Genomic DNA, 17350 nt, shown 5'->3' on the forward strand with positions numbered 1-17350 from the left:
ATTTTTTGAATAGATGTTCTACTAAGAAATTGACCGCACCATGTAATAGCGGTCTTCTCCTTCGCCAAACTCTCCTGCTCGCGTTTCTTTAATCGTAAAGCCCATTTTTTTATACAGCTTAACAGCGCCTTCATTTTTTACATTCACAGTCAAACAAACACTTTCAAAACTATCTTTTTGTAGAATAGAAAATATTTCTTCTAAGAACAGCTGTCCAACTCCGCTTCCTTGTTTATCAGAGCGGACGTAGAACCCAAAGATATAAGCTTTTGTGACATCTTTGTAATCTCTAAGCAGCTCGCAAATGGCAATTGGCCTTGCGTCATTTTCCTGGAAATATTGAATGAGCTTTCCGTAGCGCGCTAAAGGTACAAGCGTCTGTTCATCAACGGCTCCCATGCCCGGAAACGCATCTTTTTCAAGTTCAATCATCATTTTTTGCTGCGCGGGACTTAACGACTCTGGGACTTCGATATAATACTGCTCTTTTAATGCATCCATTTTTCTTTCCTCCTTTTTTCACTTTCATATTTTGCATCTTGCAGCGGCCATATTGGACTTGGAAGGTGCTGATAATTAAAGGTCGTTAAGCGATTTGACGCTACGCCTGGAGCATCCACATAGATGATAGACCCTACAAGCGGTTCAAAAGCGGCTCTGAAATGATTTTTAGCTTTTAAACCAATTATTTTTTTCCTTGCTGGCTCGATACCGATATGGCGGAAAAGTTCAGGATCGTTTGCTGATACCGGCCTTCCAATCAACAAAATATCCAATTCTCCTACTCGAATATGAGCTGCGCCTTTTACATTTACTTTTAAATGCTGATTAAACGGTCCCGAATTGTAAAACTCACCTTCTGATAAGCCAATGACCTTTGCTTCAACTTCAACGGGCTTTCCAAACTCAGGAGAAACTTTTCCTCCTAAGGAAAGAGAGACGTAGCTTCCAACTCCTGCTTGCACGCATTGTTTAATAGATTCAGGGTCATAAAGACCTCCAAACAGTGTCCCCGGCATATTTAGCTTCAGCATGTATTCTAAAAGCTCTGTTGTATCACCGCTTCCGCAGCTTAAAGGATTGTCCGCTATATCAGCGAGCACAATTGGCTGTTCGTTTGATCGTTTTAACGCTGTTTGCAGACCTTCTTCAACGGTAGGCAAATCCATGATAAAATCTTCTTTTATACTCCAAAACTGAGAAGCTAGTCTATTTGCTGTTTTTTCTGCTGTTTCAGGATTCAAAGCTGTTACGAGCACGCTTGCTCCCGCAATTGGAATATCAGAATACGGAAAGCCTCCAAAAATGGAAACATTGTATACGTCTTCTTCTTGCTCGGCTTGCTTAGCAAGATCGATCATTTTTTTCATCGGCCCTTCTGCTGTTCGCATATTAATCGACGGCAAAAGCATGGGCAGTTTTTTTAAAGACGCATAATAGATAGCGCTTTCTTTTACTTGTGTTAAAAGCGCTCGCGCAGCGTTCACTCCTTGTTCATACATATCAACGTGAGGATATGTTTTAAAACCAAAGTGAAGCGACGTGTACGTAAGCATATCTTCACTGACATTTGCATGCATATCGAGCGTAGTGGCAATAGGAACGTTATTTCCTATACAGCTTCTTATTTGACCTAACAAATGAGCTTCCGGATCGAAAAGATGCTCTGCTACCATTGCGCCGTGCAAGGCGATTAATAAGCCATCTAGCGGGCCGGCGTGAGTAAGCATATGCAGCATTTGCTTTTCAATTGTGTAATAAGCTGCCGAAGATACAACCCCAGACGGAATTGCAGCTGCACAAACAAGGGGAACGATTTCTACTTGCTTCTCTTGCTTTAATACATCCAAAAATCCCCCTACTTCTGTTTTGGTTCCTGAGTATGCTTTATATATTTCCGTTCCAACAAAATATCCTTCTTGTACAAACTGTTCTATTTCTGTTTTTAATGGACTAAAGCTGTGAGATTCATGATAAAAAAAGGCAATGCCAATGCGATATGAAGACATGTGCTCCTCCTTTTCGCTAAGGTGCGAGATTAATAGTTGGTGTAGACAGACTTCCATTCTGTCATCACATCAAATGCATGATGAGAAACTTCCCTGTGGCCGTTGCCAGACATTTTCATTCCACCGAATGCTACCCCCATTTCAGCATTAGATGTTCCGTTATTGATATAGACTAATCCGCTAACAGCGTCTTTGGCAGCTCGGCTGGCATAGTGCAAGCTGCTTGTATAAATAGAAGTGGAAAGTCCGTACACCGTTCCATTATTGACGCTCATTGCTTCTTCGTAGCCATCTACTTCAATAAAAGCAAGCACGGGACCAAAAATCTCTTCTTGAGCAATTGTGTGATTTGAATGGACGTTATCGATGATTGTAGGCATGTAATAACAAGTTCCTAACTCTGATAAAGCACGACCTCCGAGCGCAATATTCCCGCCTTCTTCTACCGCTTTTTGTACGTAATCTTCTACTAAACGGCACTGCTGTTCATTAACAAGCGGTCCTATTGCAACCCCTTCATCAAGACCATTTCCAATCTTCATTTCTTCTGTAAGAGCTATTACTTTTTTCAACAGCTCTTCTTTTACTGAACGCTCCACGATGACTCTGCTAGCTGCGGTACAGCGCTGACCCGTTGTCGTGAATGCTGATTTAACGATTCCCTCTGCTGCTTTATCCAGATTGGCATCTTTTAATACGATAACCGCGTTTTTTCCTCCTAGCTCTAAAGAAATACGCTTTAAGGTTTTGCTGCTCATTTCTGCTAATTGCTGACCAACTTCCGTAGAACCTGTAAATGAGATGATTTTCACTTCAGAGTGCGTAGCAAGCTTTTGTCCAACGATTCTGCCCGATCCTGTAAGCAAGTTAATCGTTCCTTTTGGAAGCCCCGCAGCGTGCAATACTTCCATAAAAATCTTCGCTGAGAGCGCCACTTCTGAAGCCGGCTTCCAGACAACGGTATTGCCAGCAATTAAAGCGGCAAACATTTTATAAGAAGCGAGAGAAACAGGAAAGTTCCAAGGTGTAATACATGCCACAACTCCAAGCGGTTCGCGAACCATTTTTATATCTCGGTCAGGAAAGCCAGCGGGCACTATTTCGCCAAACAAACGTCTTCCTTCTCCCGCCATATACTGAGCTGTTGCAATGACGACACCAACTTCCCCTATGGATTCTGATAGCGGTTTTCCCATCTCTTTTGTCATTACTTGGGCTAGCTCTTCTTTTCTGTTTTCAAAAAGCCCAGCTGCTTTTGTTAAAAATGCTGCACGTTCAGGAATAGATGTATTTTTCCAGTGGCTGTAGGCTTTACTAGCCGCGTTTACGGCAGCATCGACTTGACTAGCCGTAGCGGCTGCGCACATTCCGACGAGCTCTTGTGTTGCAGGGTTTATACTTTTAAAATAGGTTTGCTCCTCTTCACTTACCCACTCGCCGTTAATATATAAATCTCCTTGCAGCAGTTCGGTTTTAGTTTGACTCATATCGTTACCCTCCTTTTCATTTAAAAAGCTAGTTAATTGAAACTGCTTCTGTGATGACTTCTTCTAATAAAGACAGCCCTTGATTCAGCACGTCTTTATCAATATTCAGCGGCAGCATTAAGCGAATGGTTTGCCCTTTGACTCCACAGTTCATGATAAGCAGTCTTCTTTCCAGCGCTTTTGATTTAATGGCAGGAACATAAGCAGCTGCTGTTTCAACATGAAATTCAATGCCAATCATCATGCCAATTCCTCTAACCTCTTTAATAGCCGGTAAATGTCCGATAGAATGCTGAAGACGTTTCACAATATCGGCACCTACTTTTTCACTGCGCTCTACAAGCTTTTCTTCTTCAATGATTGAAATGTTAGCTAAAGCAGCTGCGCACGATACTGGATTTCCACCAAAAGTAGAACCATGTCCGGCTGTTGGCCATTTCTCATGCAGTTCTCGGCTTGCTACAATCGCTCCTAGTGGCATACCACCGGAAAGAGCTTTTGCTAAAACTAAAATATCTGGTGTGACTCCAGCATGTTCTGCGGCAAACATTTTTCCAGTGCGCCCGAATCCCGTTTGCACTTCATCAAAGATAAGCAGAATGCCATAATCATTCGCTATGTCTCTCAGTGCGCGTAAAAAGCTAGAAGGAGCAGGGTAATAGCCTCCTTCGCCCATGACTGGCTCAATAACAATCGCCGCTACGCGTGAAGGATCCACTCGCAGTTCAAACAGCTTTTGCAGTTGATTTAAGCAATATGCTTCCGCTTCTTCCTCGTCAATATTAGGAAGCTGACTTGGATACGGATAAGGCGCGTGATACACTTCTCCCAAAATCGGCTCGTAGTAGCTTCGGTACTTGGAGCTTGAAGCCGTAATAGCTGTAGCTCCGAGTGTACGGCCATGAAAAGAACCTTCAAAAGCAATAATCGCTGGTCTGCCAGTGGCCGCTTTTGCTAACTTAAGCGCTCCATCAATAGCTTCTGCGCCTGAGTTTGAAAAGAAAACCGTATCTAAGTTTCCCGGCGTAATTTGCGCAAGTTTTTCTGCCAAATTCACAGCTGTTTCGTAGTATCCGTAATTTAAACCGAGGTGAAGCAGCTGATCTGCTTGTTTTTTAATTGCTTCTACCATCTTTTCATGTGTATGACCTACTGCATTGACAGCTACTCCTGATACAAAATCAATATATTCCGTGCCATCAGCTGTCCAAAATTTCGCACCGTGCGCTTTTTCAATAACAAGCTCTGTTACTCTTGTCATAACGGGTGATAAATGTTTTTTGCCTTTGATTTGAAGCTCTTCTGTTTTATTTTGCACTTTCATATGACTCATCCTTTCTTATGTGCTGATGAAAAATAGAAAACGCATGATCTAGCAATCTCACTATTTCATCAACTTCTGATTTCGCTATATTTAAAGGAGGACTAATAATGATATGTTCTCCTTTATGTCCATCTATAGATCCGGACCCTGGATAAAATACGCCTCCAAGCTCCATACAAATTTCATTGAGCTTTTCGCTGGCTGCTTCGCCTGGCTCGAAAAATATCTGTTGATTGGCGTCTTTCATTAGTTCTAATCCAATTAAAAGTCCGCGGCCGCGAATATCTGAAATATACGGATGCTTGCGCTGCAGAGCTACTAAACATTCCATTAAATACGCACCTTGAGTTTCTACATTTTGAAGGATATTTACTTCTTCATACATGTCCAAAGCAGCAAGTCCTGCCGCTATCGAAACAGGATGTCCACTGTACGTATAGCCGTGAAGGAATTTTCCGCCGCTATTTTCTAACAGTCCTTGAATCAGACGGTCATGGACAACCATTCCTCCTAAAGGAGCGTACCCTGCTGAAACTCCTTTACCAAACGTTAGAATATCCGGTTCGATTCCGAATTGTTCCACTGCAAAATCAGTTCCCGTTCTCCCAAAGCCTGTCATCACTTCATCAACAATCAAAAGAATGTCATAGCGGCTGCAGAGCTCACGTGCTTTTTTGAAATAGTCAAGCGGAGGCACGACAGCTCCTTGCTGACTTCCTACAATCGGCTCTGCGATAAAAGCTGAAATATTTTCTGGACCGAGCTCTAAAATGGTGCGTTCAATATCGGTGATGCAGCTCCAGTTTTGATTTGCCACGCAGTCTTCTTGATTGCGATTATACGGACAGCGGTGACAATAAGGAGAATACACGTGCGCAAAATGTAAAAGATTAGGTGTGTAAGGATATCGTCTTTTTACATCTCCTCCAGCTGATAGTGCCCCTATCGTATTTCCGTGATAGGACTGCCACCTTCCGATTACGATGTGTTTTTGCGTCTTTCCGGCATCTCTGTGATATTGCCTTGCTAATTTTAATGCACTTTCATTGGCTTCTGATCCTCCTGATGTAAAATAGACTTTGTTTAAATGGAGTGGAGCCATTTTACCGATTTTTCCTGCAAGTTTATGCAAAACATCTGTTTCAAAACGTAATGTATGAACAAACGCCGCTTTTTTAGCCTGATCAGCCATCGCCTCGGCTATTTTTACAATGCCGTGCCCTAAGTTTGCCGCTACGGCCCCGGAGCAGCCGTCTAAATACTTTTTTCCTTGTTCATCTATTAAGTAGCTTCCTTGACCGTGCGTAATCATAGGGTACTTTTTTGTTAAATCTCTATGAAAAACATAATCTCTTTTTATTTCGTCCATCTTTCCACCACCATCGCCATTCCTAATCCTCCTGCAACGCAAATAGTAGCAAGGCCGTATCGTCTTTTTTGCTTGTGGAGCTCATGACACAGAGTTGTGATGATTCTTGCCCCGGAGCAGCCTAAAGGATGTCCAAGCGCAATTGCTCCTCCGTTTACATTCACTTTCTCTGATGTGATGTCCCATTCTCTTAAGCAAGCAATACTTTGGGCGGCAAATGCTTCGTTTAATTCAATTAAGTCCATATCATTTAAGCTTAAACCGGCTTTAGTTAAAGCAATTTGCGAAGCAGAAACGGGGCCAATTCCCATTTCCTTTGGAGAGACGCCGGCTGCGGCAAACGACACAACCTTTGCCATAGGTGTTAATCCGAGATGCTCAGCTTTTTCTTCCGACATCATCAGCAGCATCGAAGCGCCATCGTTTCTTCCGGATGAATTTCCAGCTGTCACCGTTCCATTTCTTTGAAAAACGGGCTTAAGCGTACCAAGCTTTTCTTTGCTAGTAAGACGAGGAAATTCATCTGTTGCAAAATGCCTCATTCCTTCTTTTACAGGAACCGGTATAATTTCTTCTTCGAACAAATCAAGTTCTATAGCCCGCCTAGCTTTTTCCTGACTATAAAAAGCAAACTCGTCCTGCTCCGTACGGCTAATGCTATACTTTTCAGCAAGCCACTCCGCCGTCTGTCCCATTGTAAACGTTCCGTATAGCGTTTCAGGCTGTGATTTTGGCTGACTTTCTGTGTTAGAGTCATAGAGTGTTAAATCACCAACGTGAAAACCAAAACGAGTGCCTACCGTATAGTGCGGTGCTTGAGACATGCTTTCCACTCCTCCAGCTAATACCGTTTCGGCTTGACCTGATAAAATGGACATAGCGCCATTCATCACAGCCTGCATGCCCGAGCCGCACTGGCGGTGCACGGTATAAGCAGGAATACGTTCAGAGAATTGAGCTTTAAGCCCGGCTACTCTCGCTATATTAGGAGCATGAGCGCTTTGTTTCGTTTGTCCGACAATAATTTCATCAACAATCTCTGATGTATATCCGGCTGAAGACAAATTGTTTTTCATCACAAGAGAGACTAGTTCTTCTGGAAGCGTATCTGCAAGCGAACCGCCAAACTTTCCAATAGGAGTTCGAAATGCATTTACAATCACTGCCATTATGCCGTCACCTCATTGTCTTTGCTAAACAATGTAGAAACATGAAAAGAAGCCTCTGTTTTTTGTTTTACTTCCTCTAAAGAAACACCCGGAGCTGTTTCAAGAAGTTCAAGACCAAGATCGGTTACCGAAAAGACAGCTAATTCCGTAATAATCATATCGACTCTTCGCTCTGAAGTAAGCGGATAGGTTAAATTCCTAACTAGCTTTGACTCTCCTTGACTATTCGTATGAAGAGTCGTCACAATCACTTTTTTCGATCCTTCTAATAAATCCATTGCTCCTCCTACGCCAAGAACACTTTTCCCAGGGACAGCCCAGTTTGCAATTCGCCCTGCTTCATCTACTTGAAGCACTCCAAGAATGGATACATTCACATGACCTCCGCGTATCATCGCAAAAGAATCGGCGCTGTTAAAAAATGAGGCACCTTCCAAGACCGTGACGGGAAGCTTCCCAGCATTCACAAGCTCTGGATCTATATAGGTTTCTTCAGGAGTAGGGCCAACGCCGAGAATTCCGTTTTCTGAATGTAAAAACACGTGAACATCGGGTGAAATATAATTAGCAACCAAAGTAGGAATCCCTATCCCTAAGTTCACTACATCTCCGTGACAAAGCTCTTTTGCAGCGCGCCCAGCAATATATTGTTTGACGTTCATCTTATTTTTCTCCTTTCACTACGATATAAGTAACGTATAAATGAGGAGTGATAATTTCTTCAGGAGAAATTTGTCCAACTTCAACCACTTCTTCTACTTCAGCAATCACGATATCAGCGGCCGTTGCCATCATTGGATTAAAGTTTCTTGCTGATTTGCTGTAAATAAGATTTCCGAGTCGGTCTGCTTTTTTAGCTTTTATAAGCGCTACATCTGCGTGCAGCGATTCTTGCAAAACATATTTTTTTCCTTTTAATACTCGTTCTTCTTTTCCTTCAGCGAGCTGAGTCCCTACGCTCACAGGCGTGTAAAATCCTCCAATGCCTGCTCCTCCTGCTCTAATTGCCTCGGACATTGTTCCTTGCGGGATGAGCTCCACTTGAAGTTCTTGTTGTTGATAAGCGTGTACAACTTCAGGGTTGGAAGTAAAATAAGACCCTATAGCTTTTTTTACTTGTTTTCTTTGAACCAATATACCCAATCCTTTTCCAGGTTCACCGAGGTTATTACTAATAATCTCTAAATCTTTAAGGTTTGATTTGGCAATCGCCTCAATTAGACTAAGCGGACTTCCTACAAGACCAAATCCACCTACCATAATGCGTGCGCCATCAGTTATTTTTCCTACTGCTTCTTCGCGCGTGATGATTTTGTTCATTTTTGTTTCCTCCTTTTCTTTTTGTATTTCACAGCGCTTTACACGAAAAAAACCAAGCAGGACACAATGACTCCCCAAAGAAACAGGGACGTCCCCCATTCTTTGTAAAGCGTGTGTGTCTGCTTGGTTTTAATAAGACCATGAAAAGAGGTTGTCTTCTCACTTTATTCTAACCAAACGCTATGTAATTTTTTGATTCACATTATCCCAGTAACGTTGGATTGCAGCCTGAAGCGCTACGATAATCGCCTGTTGAGATGGAGCAAAATAATAATTTTGAATACGTTCAATAAGAGGTTCAATTCCATCTGCAAGGCAGTAACCAATAAGCAGCTTCCGGAAAAAATTTTGCGTCAGCTCCGTAATAAACGTAAACTCAGCATTTACAATTTTATGCTCTGTCAGATCCACTTCTAGTACAATTCCCGCATGCTTATACATTTCATACATGGAAGTTCCCTGTGGAGCTTTTGCATATCCTGTCACAATGACTGTATTCAGTATTTGCATGCCCCTTAATCTCCTTTTAAAAACTATTTAATTACTCCGCACATTTACACTAATAATTCTGAAAGGTCAAATGAGACTAACTCATATGCTTTTAGTTATGTAAGTGCTTTCATTTTTAAAAAGATATGTTCTTACACAACTAATATTTCGCCTTTTCTAGACAAAATCCTTCTTTTCTTTTAAAAAAACTTTCTATTTTTTTATTTATTCGGCTTTATTGAAATTTATTCGAATCTCCATCAAACTTTTCATCTGCTATACGGATGGACTCTGTTGGACAGCCTTCAAACGCATCTATTAAATCGTCTTCTAACTCTTGGGGCACTTCAACAGTGCCTTGATTATCATCAAGGATAACGAACGCAATTCCTTCATCATCATAATCATAAATATCAAGTGCCGCAGCTCCGCATGCGCCGCACGCAATACACGTTTCTTTATCGACTATTGTATATTTCCCCATGATCATTCTCCTAACTAAGTTTAAAAGTTATTACTTATTACCAGCCGCGTTCTTGCATACGATTTTCTGGTAATAATGATGAAATTTCAATTCCTTTCATTGCACTTCCTAGCCCTTTTGACAAGCTTGCAATCAGTTCATAGTCTTGATAATGCGTTGTTGCTTCCACGATTGCTCGAGCAAATTTTTCAGGGTTGTCGGATTTAAAGATTCCTGAACCAACGAACACACCGTCTGCTCCAAGCTGCATCATTAACGCTGCGTCTGCTGGTGTTGCTACACCGCCCGCTGCAAAGTTTACAACCGGTAGGCGACCTTCACGTTTAATTTGCAGTAATAGCTCATAAGGCGCGCCTAATAGTTTTGCCTCTGTCATTAACTCATCTTCGTCCATGCCCACAACTTTACGTACTTGAGCGTTTACTTGGCGCATATGACGCACTGCTTCCACGATGTTTCCTGTCCCTGGTTCGCCTTTTGTACGAAGCATTGCAGCTCCTTCAGCAATACGGCGGGATGCTTCACCAAGATCACGACAACCGCACACAAATGGAACCGTAAATGTATTTTTATTTAAATGAAACTCCTCATCAGCTGGAGTCAACACTTCACTTTCATCGATGTAGTCTACACCCATCGCTTCTAGCACGCGTGCTTCAACAATATGGCCAATACGAGCTTTTGCCATAACTGGAATGGACACAGCATTCATCACTTCTTCAACAATTGTTGGGTCTGCCATACGAGACACGCCGCCTGCTGCACGAATATCAGCTGGAACACGCTCCAATGCCATAACAGCAACAGCGCCTGCTGCCTCTGCAATTTTTGCCTGTTCTGCATTGATCACGTCCATGATAACGCCGCCTTTTTGCATTTCTGCCATTCCCCGCTTCACGCGGTCCGTTCCATTTCTCACCATATTCAATTCCTCCTTTATATGTTCAAACACTTATTATGCAACTTCCATGCCAGTGTTAAAATATAGAAGAAATTAGTAAAAAGTACTGATTTTTATGCCAAATTATTAAGCGGTTTTTAAAAATTTGGCAGGCGAAAGCCAATTTTTTAAACTAAAACAGCTTCCATCCCTATTAGAGACGGAAGCTGTTTTGTTAAGGAACTAACACTAATTTTCCGGTCGTTTTTCTTCCTTGAAGCAGACGATGTACATGTGCTGCTTCTTCAAGTGAAAATGTACCGCCCAGCATTAATTTTAACTGACCGGAATTCACGTAGTTTAATAGCTCATGCAGGCTTTGCTGATAAAGTGCTGGTTTTGCCATCATTTGAGGTAAGAAAAAGCCGAGAACCGACTGATTTTTTTCCATCAGGCGAGCAGGGTTAAACTTTACAGATTTTCCGCTAGCCATTCCGTAAAAAACGAGGCGCCCAAATGGTGCAAGACATTGAAGAGATTCATAGAATATATACCCTCCTACCATTTCTAAAATAATATCGGCTCCTTTTCCTTCTGTTACTTCTAAAATCCGTTTTTCCCAGCCTGTTTCTGTATAGTTAATCACTTCGTCGGCACCAAGATTTTTTGCAAGCTCAAGCTTTTCTTTAGAGCTCGCTGTAGCAATAACTTTTCCAGCTCCAAAAATTTTCGCAAGCTGAACAGCTAAGGTTCCGACGCCGCCTGCTGCTGCATGAACGATGACGGTTTCTCCTTTTTCAAGGCGACCCATTGTTTTTAAAATATGATAAGCCGTTAGTCCTTGAAGAGGCAAAGCAACGGCCTGTGTTAAATCCACATTCTCCGGCAACGGAATAAGGCCTCTTGAATCTGCCAGCGTGTACTCAGCGTATCCTGTTGCTCGATTAGATCCTAGCAGTGTCACGACTTTTGTACCTACTTTTATCCCTTGTACATCCTCGCCTACTTCAACCACTTCGCCTGCTACTTCAGAGCCTGGAATAAAAGGCAGCGGCGTTTCGACTACATATGCTCCTTCGCGTCGCGCAGCGTCGGCATAATTAACGCCAATTGCCGCAACTTTAATGAGCACATCTTTCTTTTTAGGTACAGGGCGTGCAATATCAATAACTTGCAGAACATCAGGCCCTCCATACTGCGTGAATTGAATAGCTTTCATCTTTTATATCCCCCTCTTATTTCCCTTGAAATAGTGGCTTTCTTTTTTCTTTAAATGCAGATATTCCTTCTTGATGATCCCTCGTTTCTACCATAAGAACTTGCGTTAGCCTTTCTTGTTCAAGCACTTGTTCTAGCGTTAAATGGAATGAATCGTTGACGATTTTTTTCATTTTTCCGTACGCTTTCGTTGGCCCTTGTGATAAACGGCTTGCAAAAGACGTAACCTCATCTTTCAACTGATCTAACGGCACTACACGGTTCAAAAAACCGGCTTTGTAAGCCGTATCGGCATCCAGAGGCTCTGCTAAAAATAGCAGTTCTTTAGCTTTGTGGGGGCCAACGACCTTTGTGAGAAAGTAAAGACCTCCTCCATCTGAAATCAATCCCACTTGAGAAAAGCTTAATACAAATCGGCTTTCTTGTGATGCGATGATAAAGTCAGAAGCGAGAGCTAAATTAAAAGCAGCTCCTGCTGCAAACCCATGAACTGCTGAAATAATTGGCTTCTCTAGATTTTGCATCGCTAAAATACATTCATTTAAACGGCCGATATGTTCATAAACATCAGCTCCCGATGCTTGACCCATCGTTTTTACATCGCCTCCGGCAGAAAACGAGCGCCCCGCTCCATTTAATATAACCACTTTAATAGACTCATCGCTTTGTGCCTGTTTTATTTCAGCTGTTAACTTTTCAATCATTTCCTCACTGAATGCATTTAAACGATCCGGTCGATTTAACGTTAAAGATAAAATAGTCCCCTGCTTTTCTACTACTAAATCACTCATAATTTCGACTTCCTCCTCTTTGCTTTGTATTAAACGATAAGCCACCCGCCGTCTACTAATAAATCACTTCCCGTCATATACGATGCCTCTTTAGACGCTGCAAAAGCAATAACATTTGCAATTTCATCTGGTTTACCTACACGTTTTAAAGCCGTATTTTTTTCGATTGCCTTAGTGAAGCGCTCATTTTCAAGTCCAGGCTGTGTTAAAGGTGTTTCTACGAATCCAGGAGACACAGAGTTTACTCTGATTCCGTGAGGTGCTAATTCAAATGCCATTGCTTTTGTAAAGTTGATTAAAGCAGCTTTAGCAGCGCTATAGTGGGGGATTTGCGCACCTGCTTTATGTCCTGAAAGAGAAGCGATGTTAACAATAGAGCGATTTTCTGCTATTTCTTCAGTTAAAAAAGGAATCAAATGTTTTGTTACAAGAAATACGCTTGTTAAATTGACGTCCTGCACCTGTTTCCACTGTTCAAGCGTTGTTTCTTTGATTGTGGAATTAACAGATCCGCCTGCGTTATTAATTAATAAATGAATTTGTCCGTACTTTTCTTTTATAAACTCAGCAAGCTCTTTGACGTCTTCTTCTTTCGTTACGTCAGCTGGGAAAATATCTGTACATTTTCGTTCACACCGTGTGTCAATAGCGGATGCAGCCTGTATTAGTTTTTCTTTCGTTCGCCCCACAAGAATGACGCGAGCGCCTTCTTTCGCCATTCTTTGAGCGGTCGCTTCTCCAATGCCACTTCCAGCTCCTGTAATAACAGCTATTTGCCCTTCAAAACGCATCATAATACCCCTCCTTATACAACATATCGTCCGCTGTCGATAAATTCACGGGCGATGTCTCGATTGCGCATGAACTCTCCTTCACTTTGCAAATCATTCATCCATTTTCCAAGAATTGTGCGGTACTGTCGGTGTTTTTCATCCGTTAACATCCCGTTTATTAATTGTCGAGCCTGCTTTTCAATTTCAAAGAGCGTTTCACTAACAACTGTTGCTGTGAGCTTGCTTTTTAACGTTTCTTTTTCTTCTCCATTTCTGGTTACAGCTTTTTCCACGCGCAGCACAGATGACTCCATAGCGAATAGCCCAATAGCAATTTCTGCTAGTTTCATCAGCGTTTCTTGTTCTTGCGCTAGATTTGTCTGAAACGTTTGGAATGCTGTTCCTAGCAATGCAAGAAATAAATGCCTTGTTGTAATAACAGCCTGCTTTTCTCGTGCTAGAAGTTCATTTGAAGATATTTCCCACTGACCGCTCATCAATTCACTAACGGCATGTTCTACTCGTTTGTTCAGCTCTATTTCTCCTTTGCCTGCTTTTTTTAGAAGCTGAGTTGGAAGCAAAAGGCGGTTGATTTCATTTGTACCTTCAAAAATACGATTGATGCGTGAGTCACGGTATACTTGTTCAATTTTATATTCTTGAATAAATCCTGCTCCGCCATGAAGCTGCAGCGATTCATCGGCAATTAAATCAAGAGTTTCCGATCCATACACTTTACACACTGAACATTCCTTTGCAAATTCAGCCAGCTGTTTAGCTACTAACTTATGATTTTCACTTTCATATAGTCCACCAAGCGCCTCTTCTAGTAAACCAGCTGTACGGTACTGGATAGATTCAGATGCAAAAATACGAGCCGCCATTTTTGCTATTTTTTCTTTTGAAGCGTTAAATTCCGCAATAGCTGTTTTAAACTGCTTGCGTTCTTTTGTATAACCTAAAGCAAGTTCAAACGCATATTTCGCTGCGCCCATACATGCAGAACCTAAGTTAAAACGTCCAAGGTTTAAGACGTTCAGCGCAATTAAGTGACCTCTTCCTACTTGTCCAAGTACGTTTTCTACGGGTACTAAACAATCTTCATAAATAACCGGGCGAGTAGACGACCCTTTAATCCCCATTTTCTTTTCTTCTGGCCCGAGAGACAGTCCTTCAAAATCTTTTTCTACAATAAAAGCGGTAAAATGTTCTCCGTCTACTTTTGCATATGTGATGAACGTATCTGAAAAGGCAGCATTGGTAATGTACTGCTTCGTTCCATTTAATACATAATGCGTTTTTTCAGGATTTAATACGGCTTTTGTTTGGGCTGCAAGAGCATCAGAACCAGCTTCTGGCTCTGTCAAACAGTAGGCGCCAATATATTCACCGCTTGCCAATTTGGGCAAGTATTTTTCTTTTTGCTTTTTGGTACCAAAATACGTAATAGGAAGTGTCGCAATGCATGTATGATTAGAATGAGCGACTCCATATCCGCTTGTCCGGCCGATGATTTCACCGACGAGTCCTTTGCTTACTTTATCAAGACCTAGTCCTCCATATGCTTCTGGAATACTGTGAGCAAGAAGTCCGAGTTCGCCTGCTTTGTGCATCAATTCTACTACTTTATCAAAATCTTGCTGCTCAATGTCACTGTGGTAAGGGTCGACTTCTTTTTCAATAAACTGCTTTGCTGTCTGAGCGATCATACGATGCTCATCCGTTAAGTCTTCAGGTGTATAGACGTGCTGCGCAGATGTTTTTTTAAGTAAAAATGATCCGCCTTTTGCTTCGGTTTTCATTTCAGACATATCATTTCCTCCCCGTTTACTAGCTTTTTCTTCACTACCTTAGGAACTACAGAATAGACGTTTTTCCGGCTTACAAAGCCAATTTCGTCTAGAAAGCCATACTGAGTGAGCATTTCTCCTACGGCTGAGTGTTTCAATATTTCAATAGATGAATGCTCATAAGCCTTATACAAAAGCAGTGCGGCTTTTGCAGCATCCGTTAAATAAAATGTTTTTAGTTGCAGAAGACAGCTTATAAAGTACCCCGCTCCATATAAATCTTCTAGACAGAAGCGATCGGATGAACCTGAACAAACCAATAAAACAGTTTCATCTTGACTTGGTTGACAAACAGCACTGGCAACCGCTTCTCCGTTTAACAGTGAAGCTGCATAGACATGTTTTGCTTTTTCAGCGTTATGAATGGCCACCGTTCCATTAGTGGTGGATAAAATAACCGTTTTATCTTGAACATGCTGCCTTATCGTGCTGGGGCTTGGATCAAAAAATCCTTCAATCGTTTTCCCTCTATATTCGCCTACAAGCGCAATTTCGTCAGGCTTATACGTTTTTGCTTTATTGCGCGCTTCTTCTTCGTTTTTTACGGGAATAACCTCTATTGCTCCTTGTTGTAAAGCAGCCGCAATTGTTGAAGTAGCCAATAAGACGTCAAATATAACGACCGTTTTTCCTTCTAGCTTTTTGGCAAGAAGCTCTTCTTTTTTGAGTATTACGTGAACTTTTCTTTTCATATATGCCCGCGTTCTGTATGCAGAGCATGAATAATCAGCGTTTTTACATACTCTCCAAATTGTGAAAACCGTTTGTCATTTGTTTGGCCTTTTTTATAACGGTAATAAATTTGCTGACAAATGACAGCAAGTTTGAAGTACGCAAACTTCAGGTAAAAGTCAATGTGTGACACATCTCGTCCGCTTTTTTTAGCATACGCTTCCACAAAATCTCGACGGGAATAAAAGCTTTTTTGCACAGTAACAGGTGGGTTCCCCAATCCTCTTTTTAAAAGTTCAGGGTCGCTGTCTTCCATCCAATAGCTCATCGCCACTCCCAAATCAGCAAGCGGGTCTCCAACGGTTGTCATTTCCCAGTCAAATAATCCTACAATTTTATTTCCATCCGGTGAAAATAACGTATTGTTAAGCTTATAATCATAGTGAATAATGGTTGAATGCTGTGAAGTGGGGATGTGTGTGGTCAACCATTTCTTTAGTGCTTCTACTTCCGGTATGTCACTTGTTTTTGATTTTTCATAACGATGAATCCAGCCGTGTACTTGACGTTCTAAAAAACCTTCAGGCTTGCTGATTTCTTCAAGGAGCGTACCTTTATAAGGAACGTCATGAAGCTGAACAAGGACATCTACCATTTGTTCTGAAATACGACGGCAAAGTTCGCTAGTTCCTTTCACGTCTTCTGGAAACGCTGTGTCGATGAGAACACCGTGCTTTCGCTCCATTAAAAAAAAGGGTTTCCCGACCACCGTTTCATCTTCACAAAACACATTAGGCCTAGGAGCGAGAGGGAAAGATTTCGATAAAACAGATAAAATCTTGTATTCTCTTTCCATGTCATGCGCTTTTGGCGCAACTGGCCCAAATGGCGGGCGTCTCAACACCGCCTCCCACTCTCCGACTGAAAGAGCGTAGGTTAAATTGGACGCACCCGATCCAAATTGCTTGATTAAAAGAGGCTCTTTAGGTAAATCAGGAATCGAAACACGGAGAAACTGATGCAGTTTTTCCGTGTTTAATTCCTCTCCTTTTCGTACAGGAATGATTTGTGACATTCTTTTACCACCTGCTTTTTTATAGTTAAACAGCTACTTTATAATTCATCAAAAACTGCTTAATGTCCGCTGGAATAGAAATGCTTTTTTGTGCATCAAAATCAAAGTACACGATGACAGCTTCTCCTTTAGCAATCAGCGATCCCGTCTTGCTGTCGGTAATTTCATGGCCAATTGTAAAGCTTTTATTGCCGACATTAGATACAAAGGTTTTAATCGTTAACACTTGATTAAAATATCCTTGCGCAACAAAATCACATTTAGTAGACGCTAAAATATACTCCCACTTTTTTGTATGCATGGATGCTCCCATTTCTTCAAAAAAAGCAATGCGTGCTTCTTCTAAATAAATGAAATAGCTCGTATTGTTAATGTGACCGAGTGCGTCTGTTTCGCAAAAACGCACTTTGACCTGTGTTTCATACATGGTTTTCTCCTCC

Annotated in this window: 18 protein-coding genes; all 18 read right to left on the reverse strand. The window is 41.7% G+C overall.

Features of this window, described 5'->3' with window-relative positions; genetic code table 11:
• Positions 1-21: 21 nt before the first annotated feature.
• Complete coding sequence (locus tag ACWATA_RS12635) at positions 22-501, reverse strand: GNAT family N-acetyltransferase (protein WP_049164561.1); 480 nt, start codon at positions 499-501, stop codon at positions 22-24.
• Positions 489-2009: a M81 family metallopeptidase gene (locus tag ACWATA_RS12640; protein WP_310876443.1), complete on the reverse strand. Its 1521-nt coding sequence runs from the start codon at positions 2007-2009 to the stop codon at positions 489-491. Before ACWATA_RS12640 ends, ACWATA_RS12635 begins: the two co-directional genes overlap by 13 nt.
• Before the next feature lie 29 nt (positions 2010-2038).
• A complete protein-coding gene (locus tag ACWATA_RS12645) occupies positions 2039-3496 on the reverse strand; it encodes an aldehyde dehydrogenase family protein (protein WP_432231510.1) in 1458 nt (485 codons plus the stop codon).
• 28 nt (positions 3497-3524) lie between these two features.
• Positions 3525-4820: an aminotransferase class III-fold pyridoxal phosphate-dependent enzyme gene (locus ACWATA_RS12650; RefSeq protein ID WP_034266166.1), complete on the reverse strand. Its 1296-nt coding sequence runs from the start codon at positions 4818-4820 to the stop codon at positions 3525-3527.
• Entirely contained in the window at positions 4804-6189 is a 1386-nt protein-coding gene (locus ACWATA_RS12655; protein WP_473049894.1) for an aminotransferase family protein, read from the reverse strand. The genes ACWATA_RS12650 and ACWATA_RS12655 overlap by 17 nt, the downstream gene beginning before the upstream one ends.
• Entirely contained in the window at positions 6177-7358 is a 1182-nt protein-coding gene (locus ACWATA_RS12660; protein ID WP_049164550.1) for a thiolase family protein, read from the reverse strand. The genes ACWATA_RS12655 and ACWATA_RS12660 overlap by 13 nt, the downstream gene beginning before the upstream one ends.
• Positions 7358-8020, reverse strand: a complete 663-nt coding sequence (locus ACWATA_RS12665; protein ID WP_274863891.1) for a 3-oxoacid CoA-transferase subunit B — start codon at positions 8018-8020, stop codon at positions 7358-7360. Before ACWATA_RS12665 ends, ACWATA_RS12660 begins: the two co-directional genes overlap by 1 nt.
• Position 8021: 1 nt before the next feature.
• Positions 8022-8678, reverse strand: a complete 657-nt coding sequence (locus tag ACWATA_RS12670; RefSeq protein ID WP_028413338.1) for a CoA transferase subunit A — start codon at positions 8676-8678, stop codon at positions 8022-8024.
• Positions 8679-8858: 180 nt separating this feature from the next.
• Positions 8859-9188 (reverse strand): DUF3870 domain-containing protein, encoded by a 330-nt coding sequence (locus tag ACWATA_RS12675; protein ID WP_013057066.1) that lies wholly within the window; start codon positions 9186-9188, stop codon positions 8859-8861.
• Positions 9189-9402: 214 nt separating this feature from the next.
• Positions 9403-9651, reverse strand: a complete 249-nt coding sequence (locus tag ACWATA_RS12680; RefSeq protein WP_432231513.1) for a ferredoxin — start codon at positions 9649-9651, stop codon at positions 9403-9405.
• 37 nt (positions 9652-9688) lie between these two features.
• Entirely contained in the window at positions 9689-10573 is an 885-nt protein-coding gene (pdxS, locus tag ACWATA_RS12685) for a pyridoxal 5'-phosphate synthase lyase subunit PdxS (RefSeq protein WP_407545011.1), read from the reverse strand.
• Positions 10574-10766: 193 nt separating this feature from the next.
• Entirely contained in the window at positions 10767-11750 is a 984-nt protein-coding gene (locus ACWATA_RS12690) for a quinone oxidoreductase family protein (protein ID WP_473049895.1), read from the reverse strand.
• 16 nt (positions 11751-11766) lie between these two features.
• Positions 11767-12540 (reverse strand): enoyl-CoA hydratase/isomerase family protein, encoded by a 774-nt coding sequence (locus tag ACWATA_RS12695; protein ID WP_028413341.1) that lies wholly within the window; start codon positions 12538-12540, stop codon positions 11767-11769.
• 29 nt (positions 12541-12569) lie between these two features.
• Entirely contained in the window at positions 12570-13331 is a 762-nt protein-coding gene (locus ACWATA_RS12700; RefSeq protein WP_033579541.1) for an SDR family NAD(P)-dependent oxidoreductase, read from the reverse strand.
• 14 nt (positions 13332-13345) lie between these two features.
• Positions 13346-15124, reverse strand: a complete 1779-nt coding sequence (locus ACWATA_RS12705; RefSeq protein WP_432231515.1) for an acyl-CoA dehydrogenase FadE — start codon at positions 15122-15124, stop codon at positions 13346-13348.
• Positions 15112-15855, reverse strand: coding sequence for a 2-phosphosulfolactate phosphatase (locus ACWATA_RS12710; RefSeq protein ID WP_473049896.1), 744 nt, complete (start codon positions 15853-15855; stop codon positions 15112-15114). The genes ACWATA_RS12705 and ACWATA_RS12710 overlap by 13 nt, the downstream gene beginning before the upstream one ends.
• Positions 15852-16910: a phosphotransferase family protein gene (locus ACWATA_RS12715; RefSeq protein ID WP_182029628.1), complete on the reverse strand. Its 1059-nt coding sequence runs from the start codon at positions 16908-16910 to the stop codon at positions 15852-15854. Before ACWATA_RS12715 ends, ACWATA_RS12710 begins: the two co-directional genes overlap by 4 nt.
• A gap of 25 nt (positions 16911-16935) precedes the next feature.
• Entirely contained in the window at positions 16936-17337 is a 402-nt protein-coding gene (locus ACWATA_RS12720; protein ID WP_048020916.1) for an acyl-CoA thioesterase, read from the reverse strand.
• Between the last annotated feature and the right edge of the window lie 13 nt (positions 17338-17350).

Source organism: Priestia sp. USM5, from assembly GCF_058323215.1.

What these genes read in the sequence shown, in the direction of transcription:
- ACWATA_RS12700 (WP_033579541.1), bottom strand. Translation starts at nt 13,331, where the DNA reads ATGCGTTTTGAAGGGCAAATAGCTGTTATTACAGGAGCTGGAAGTGGC.
- ACWATA_RS12665 (WP_274863891.1), bottom strand. Translation starts at nt 8,020, where the DNA reads ATGAACGTCAAACAATATATTGCTGGGCGCGCTGCAAAAGAGCTTTGT.
- ACWATA_RS12650 (WP_034266166.1), bottom strand. Translation starts at nt 4,820, where the DNA reads ATGAAAGTGCAAAATAAAACAGAAGAGCTTCAAATCAAAGGCAAAAAA.
- ACWATA_RS12640 (WP_310876443.1), bottom strand. Translation starts at nt 2,009, where the DNA reads ATGTCTTCATATCGCATTGGCATTGCCTTTTTTTATCATGAATCTCAC.
- ACWATA_RS12655 (WP_473049894.1), bottom strand. Translation starts at nt 6,189, where the DNA reads ATGGACGAAATAAAAAGAGATTATGTTTTTCATAGAGATTTAACAAAA.
- ACWATA_RS12645 (WP_432231510.1), bottom strand. Translation starts at nt 3,496, where the DNA reads ATGAGTCAAACTAAAACCGAACTGCTGCAAGGAGATTTATATATTAAC.
- ACWATA_RS12675 (WP_013057066.1), bottom strand. Translation starts at nt 9,188, where the DNA reads ATGCAAATACTGAATACAGTCATTGTGACAGGATATGCAAAAGCTCCA.
- ACWATA_RS12720 (WP_048020916.1), bottom strand. Translation starts at nt 17,337, where the DNA reads ATGTATGAAACACAGGTCAAAGTGCGTTTTTGCGAAACAGACGCACTC.
- ACWATA_RS12715 (WP_182029628.1), bottom strand. Translation starts at nt 16,910, where the DNA reads ATGTCACAAATCATTCCTGTACGAAAAGGAGAGGAATTAAACACGGAA.
- ACWATA_RS12660 (WP_049164550.1), bottom strand. Translation starts at nt 7,358, where the DNA reads ATGGCAGTGATTGTAAATGCATTTCGAACTCCTATTGGAAAGTTTGGC.
- ACWATA_RS12705 (WP_432231515.1), bottom strand. Translation starts at nt 15,124, where the DNA reads ATGTCTGAAATGAAAACCGAAGCAAAAGGCGGATCATTTTTACTTAAA.
- ACWATA_RS12710 (WP_473049896.1), bottom strand. Translation starts at nt 15,855, where the DNA reads ATGAAAAGAAAAGTTCACGTAATACTCAAAAAAGAAGAGCTTCTTGCC.
- ACWATA_RS12635 (WP_049164561.1), bottom strand. Translation starts at nt 501, where the DNA reads ATGGATGCATTAAAAGAGCAGTATTATATCGAAGTCCCAGAGTCGTTA.
- ACWATA_RS12695 (WP_028413341.1), bottom strand. Translation starts at nt 12,540, where the DNA reads ATGAGTGATTTAGTAGTAGAAAAGCAGGGGACTATTTTATCTTTAACG.
- ACWATA_RS12670 (WP_028413338.1), bottom strand. Translation starts at nt 8,678, where the DNA reads ATGAACAAAATCATCACGCGCGAAGAAGCAGTAGGAAAAATAACTGAT.
- ACWATA_RS12680 (WP_432231513.1), bottom strand. Translation starts at nt 9,651, where the DNA reads ATGGGGAAATATACAATAGTCGATAAAGAAACGTGTATTGCGTGCGGC.
- pdxS (WP_407545011.1), bottom strand. Translation starts at nt 10,573, where the DNA reads ATGGTGAGAAATGGAACGGACCGCGTGAAGCGGGGAATGGCAGAAATG.
- ACWATA_RS12690 (WP_473049895.1), bottom strand. Translation starts at nt 11,750, where the DNA reads ATGAAAGCTATTCAATTCACGCAGTATGGAGGGCCTGATGTTCTGCAA.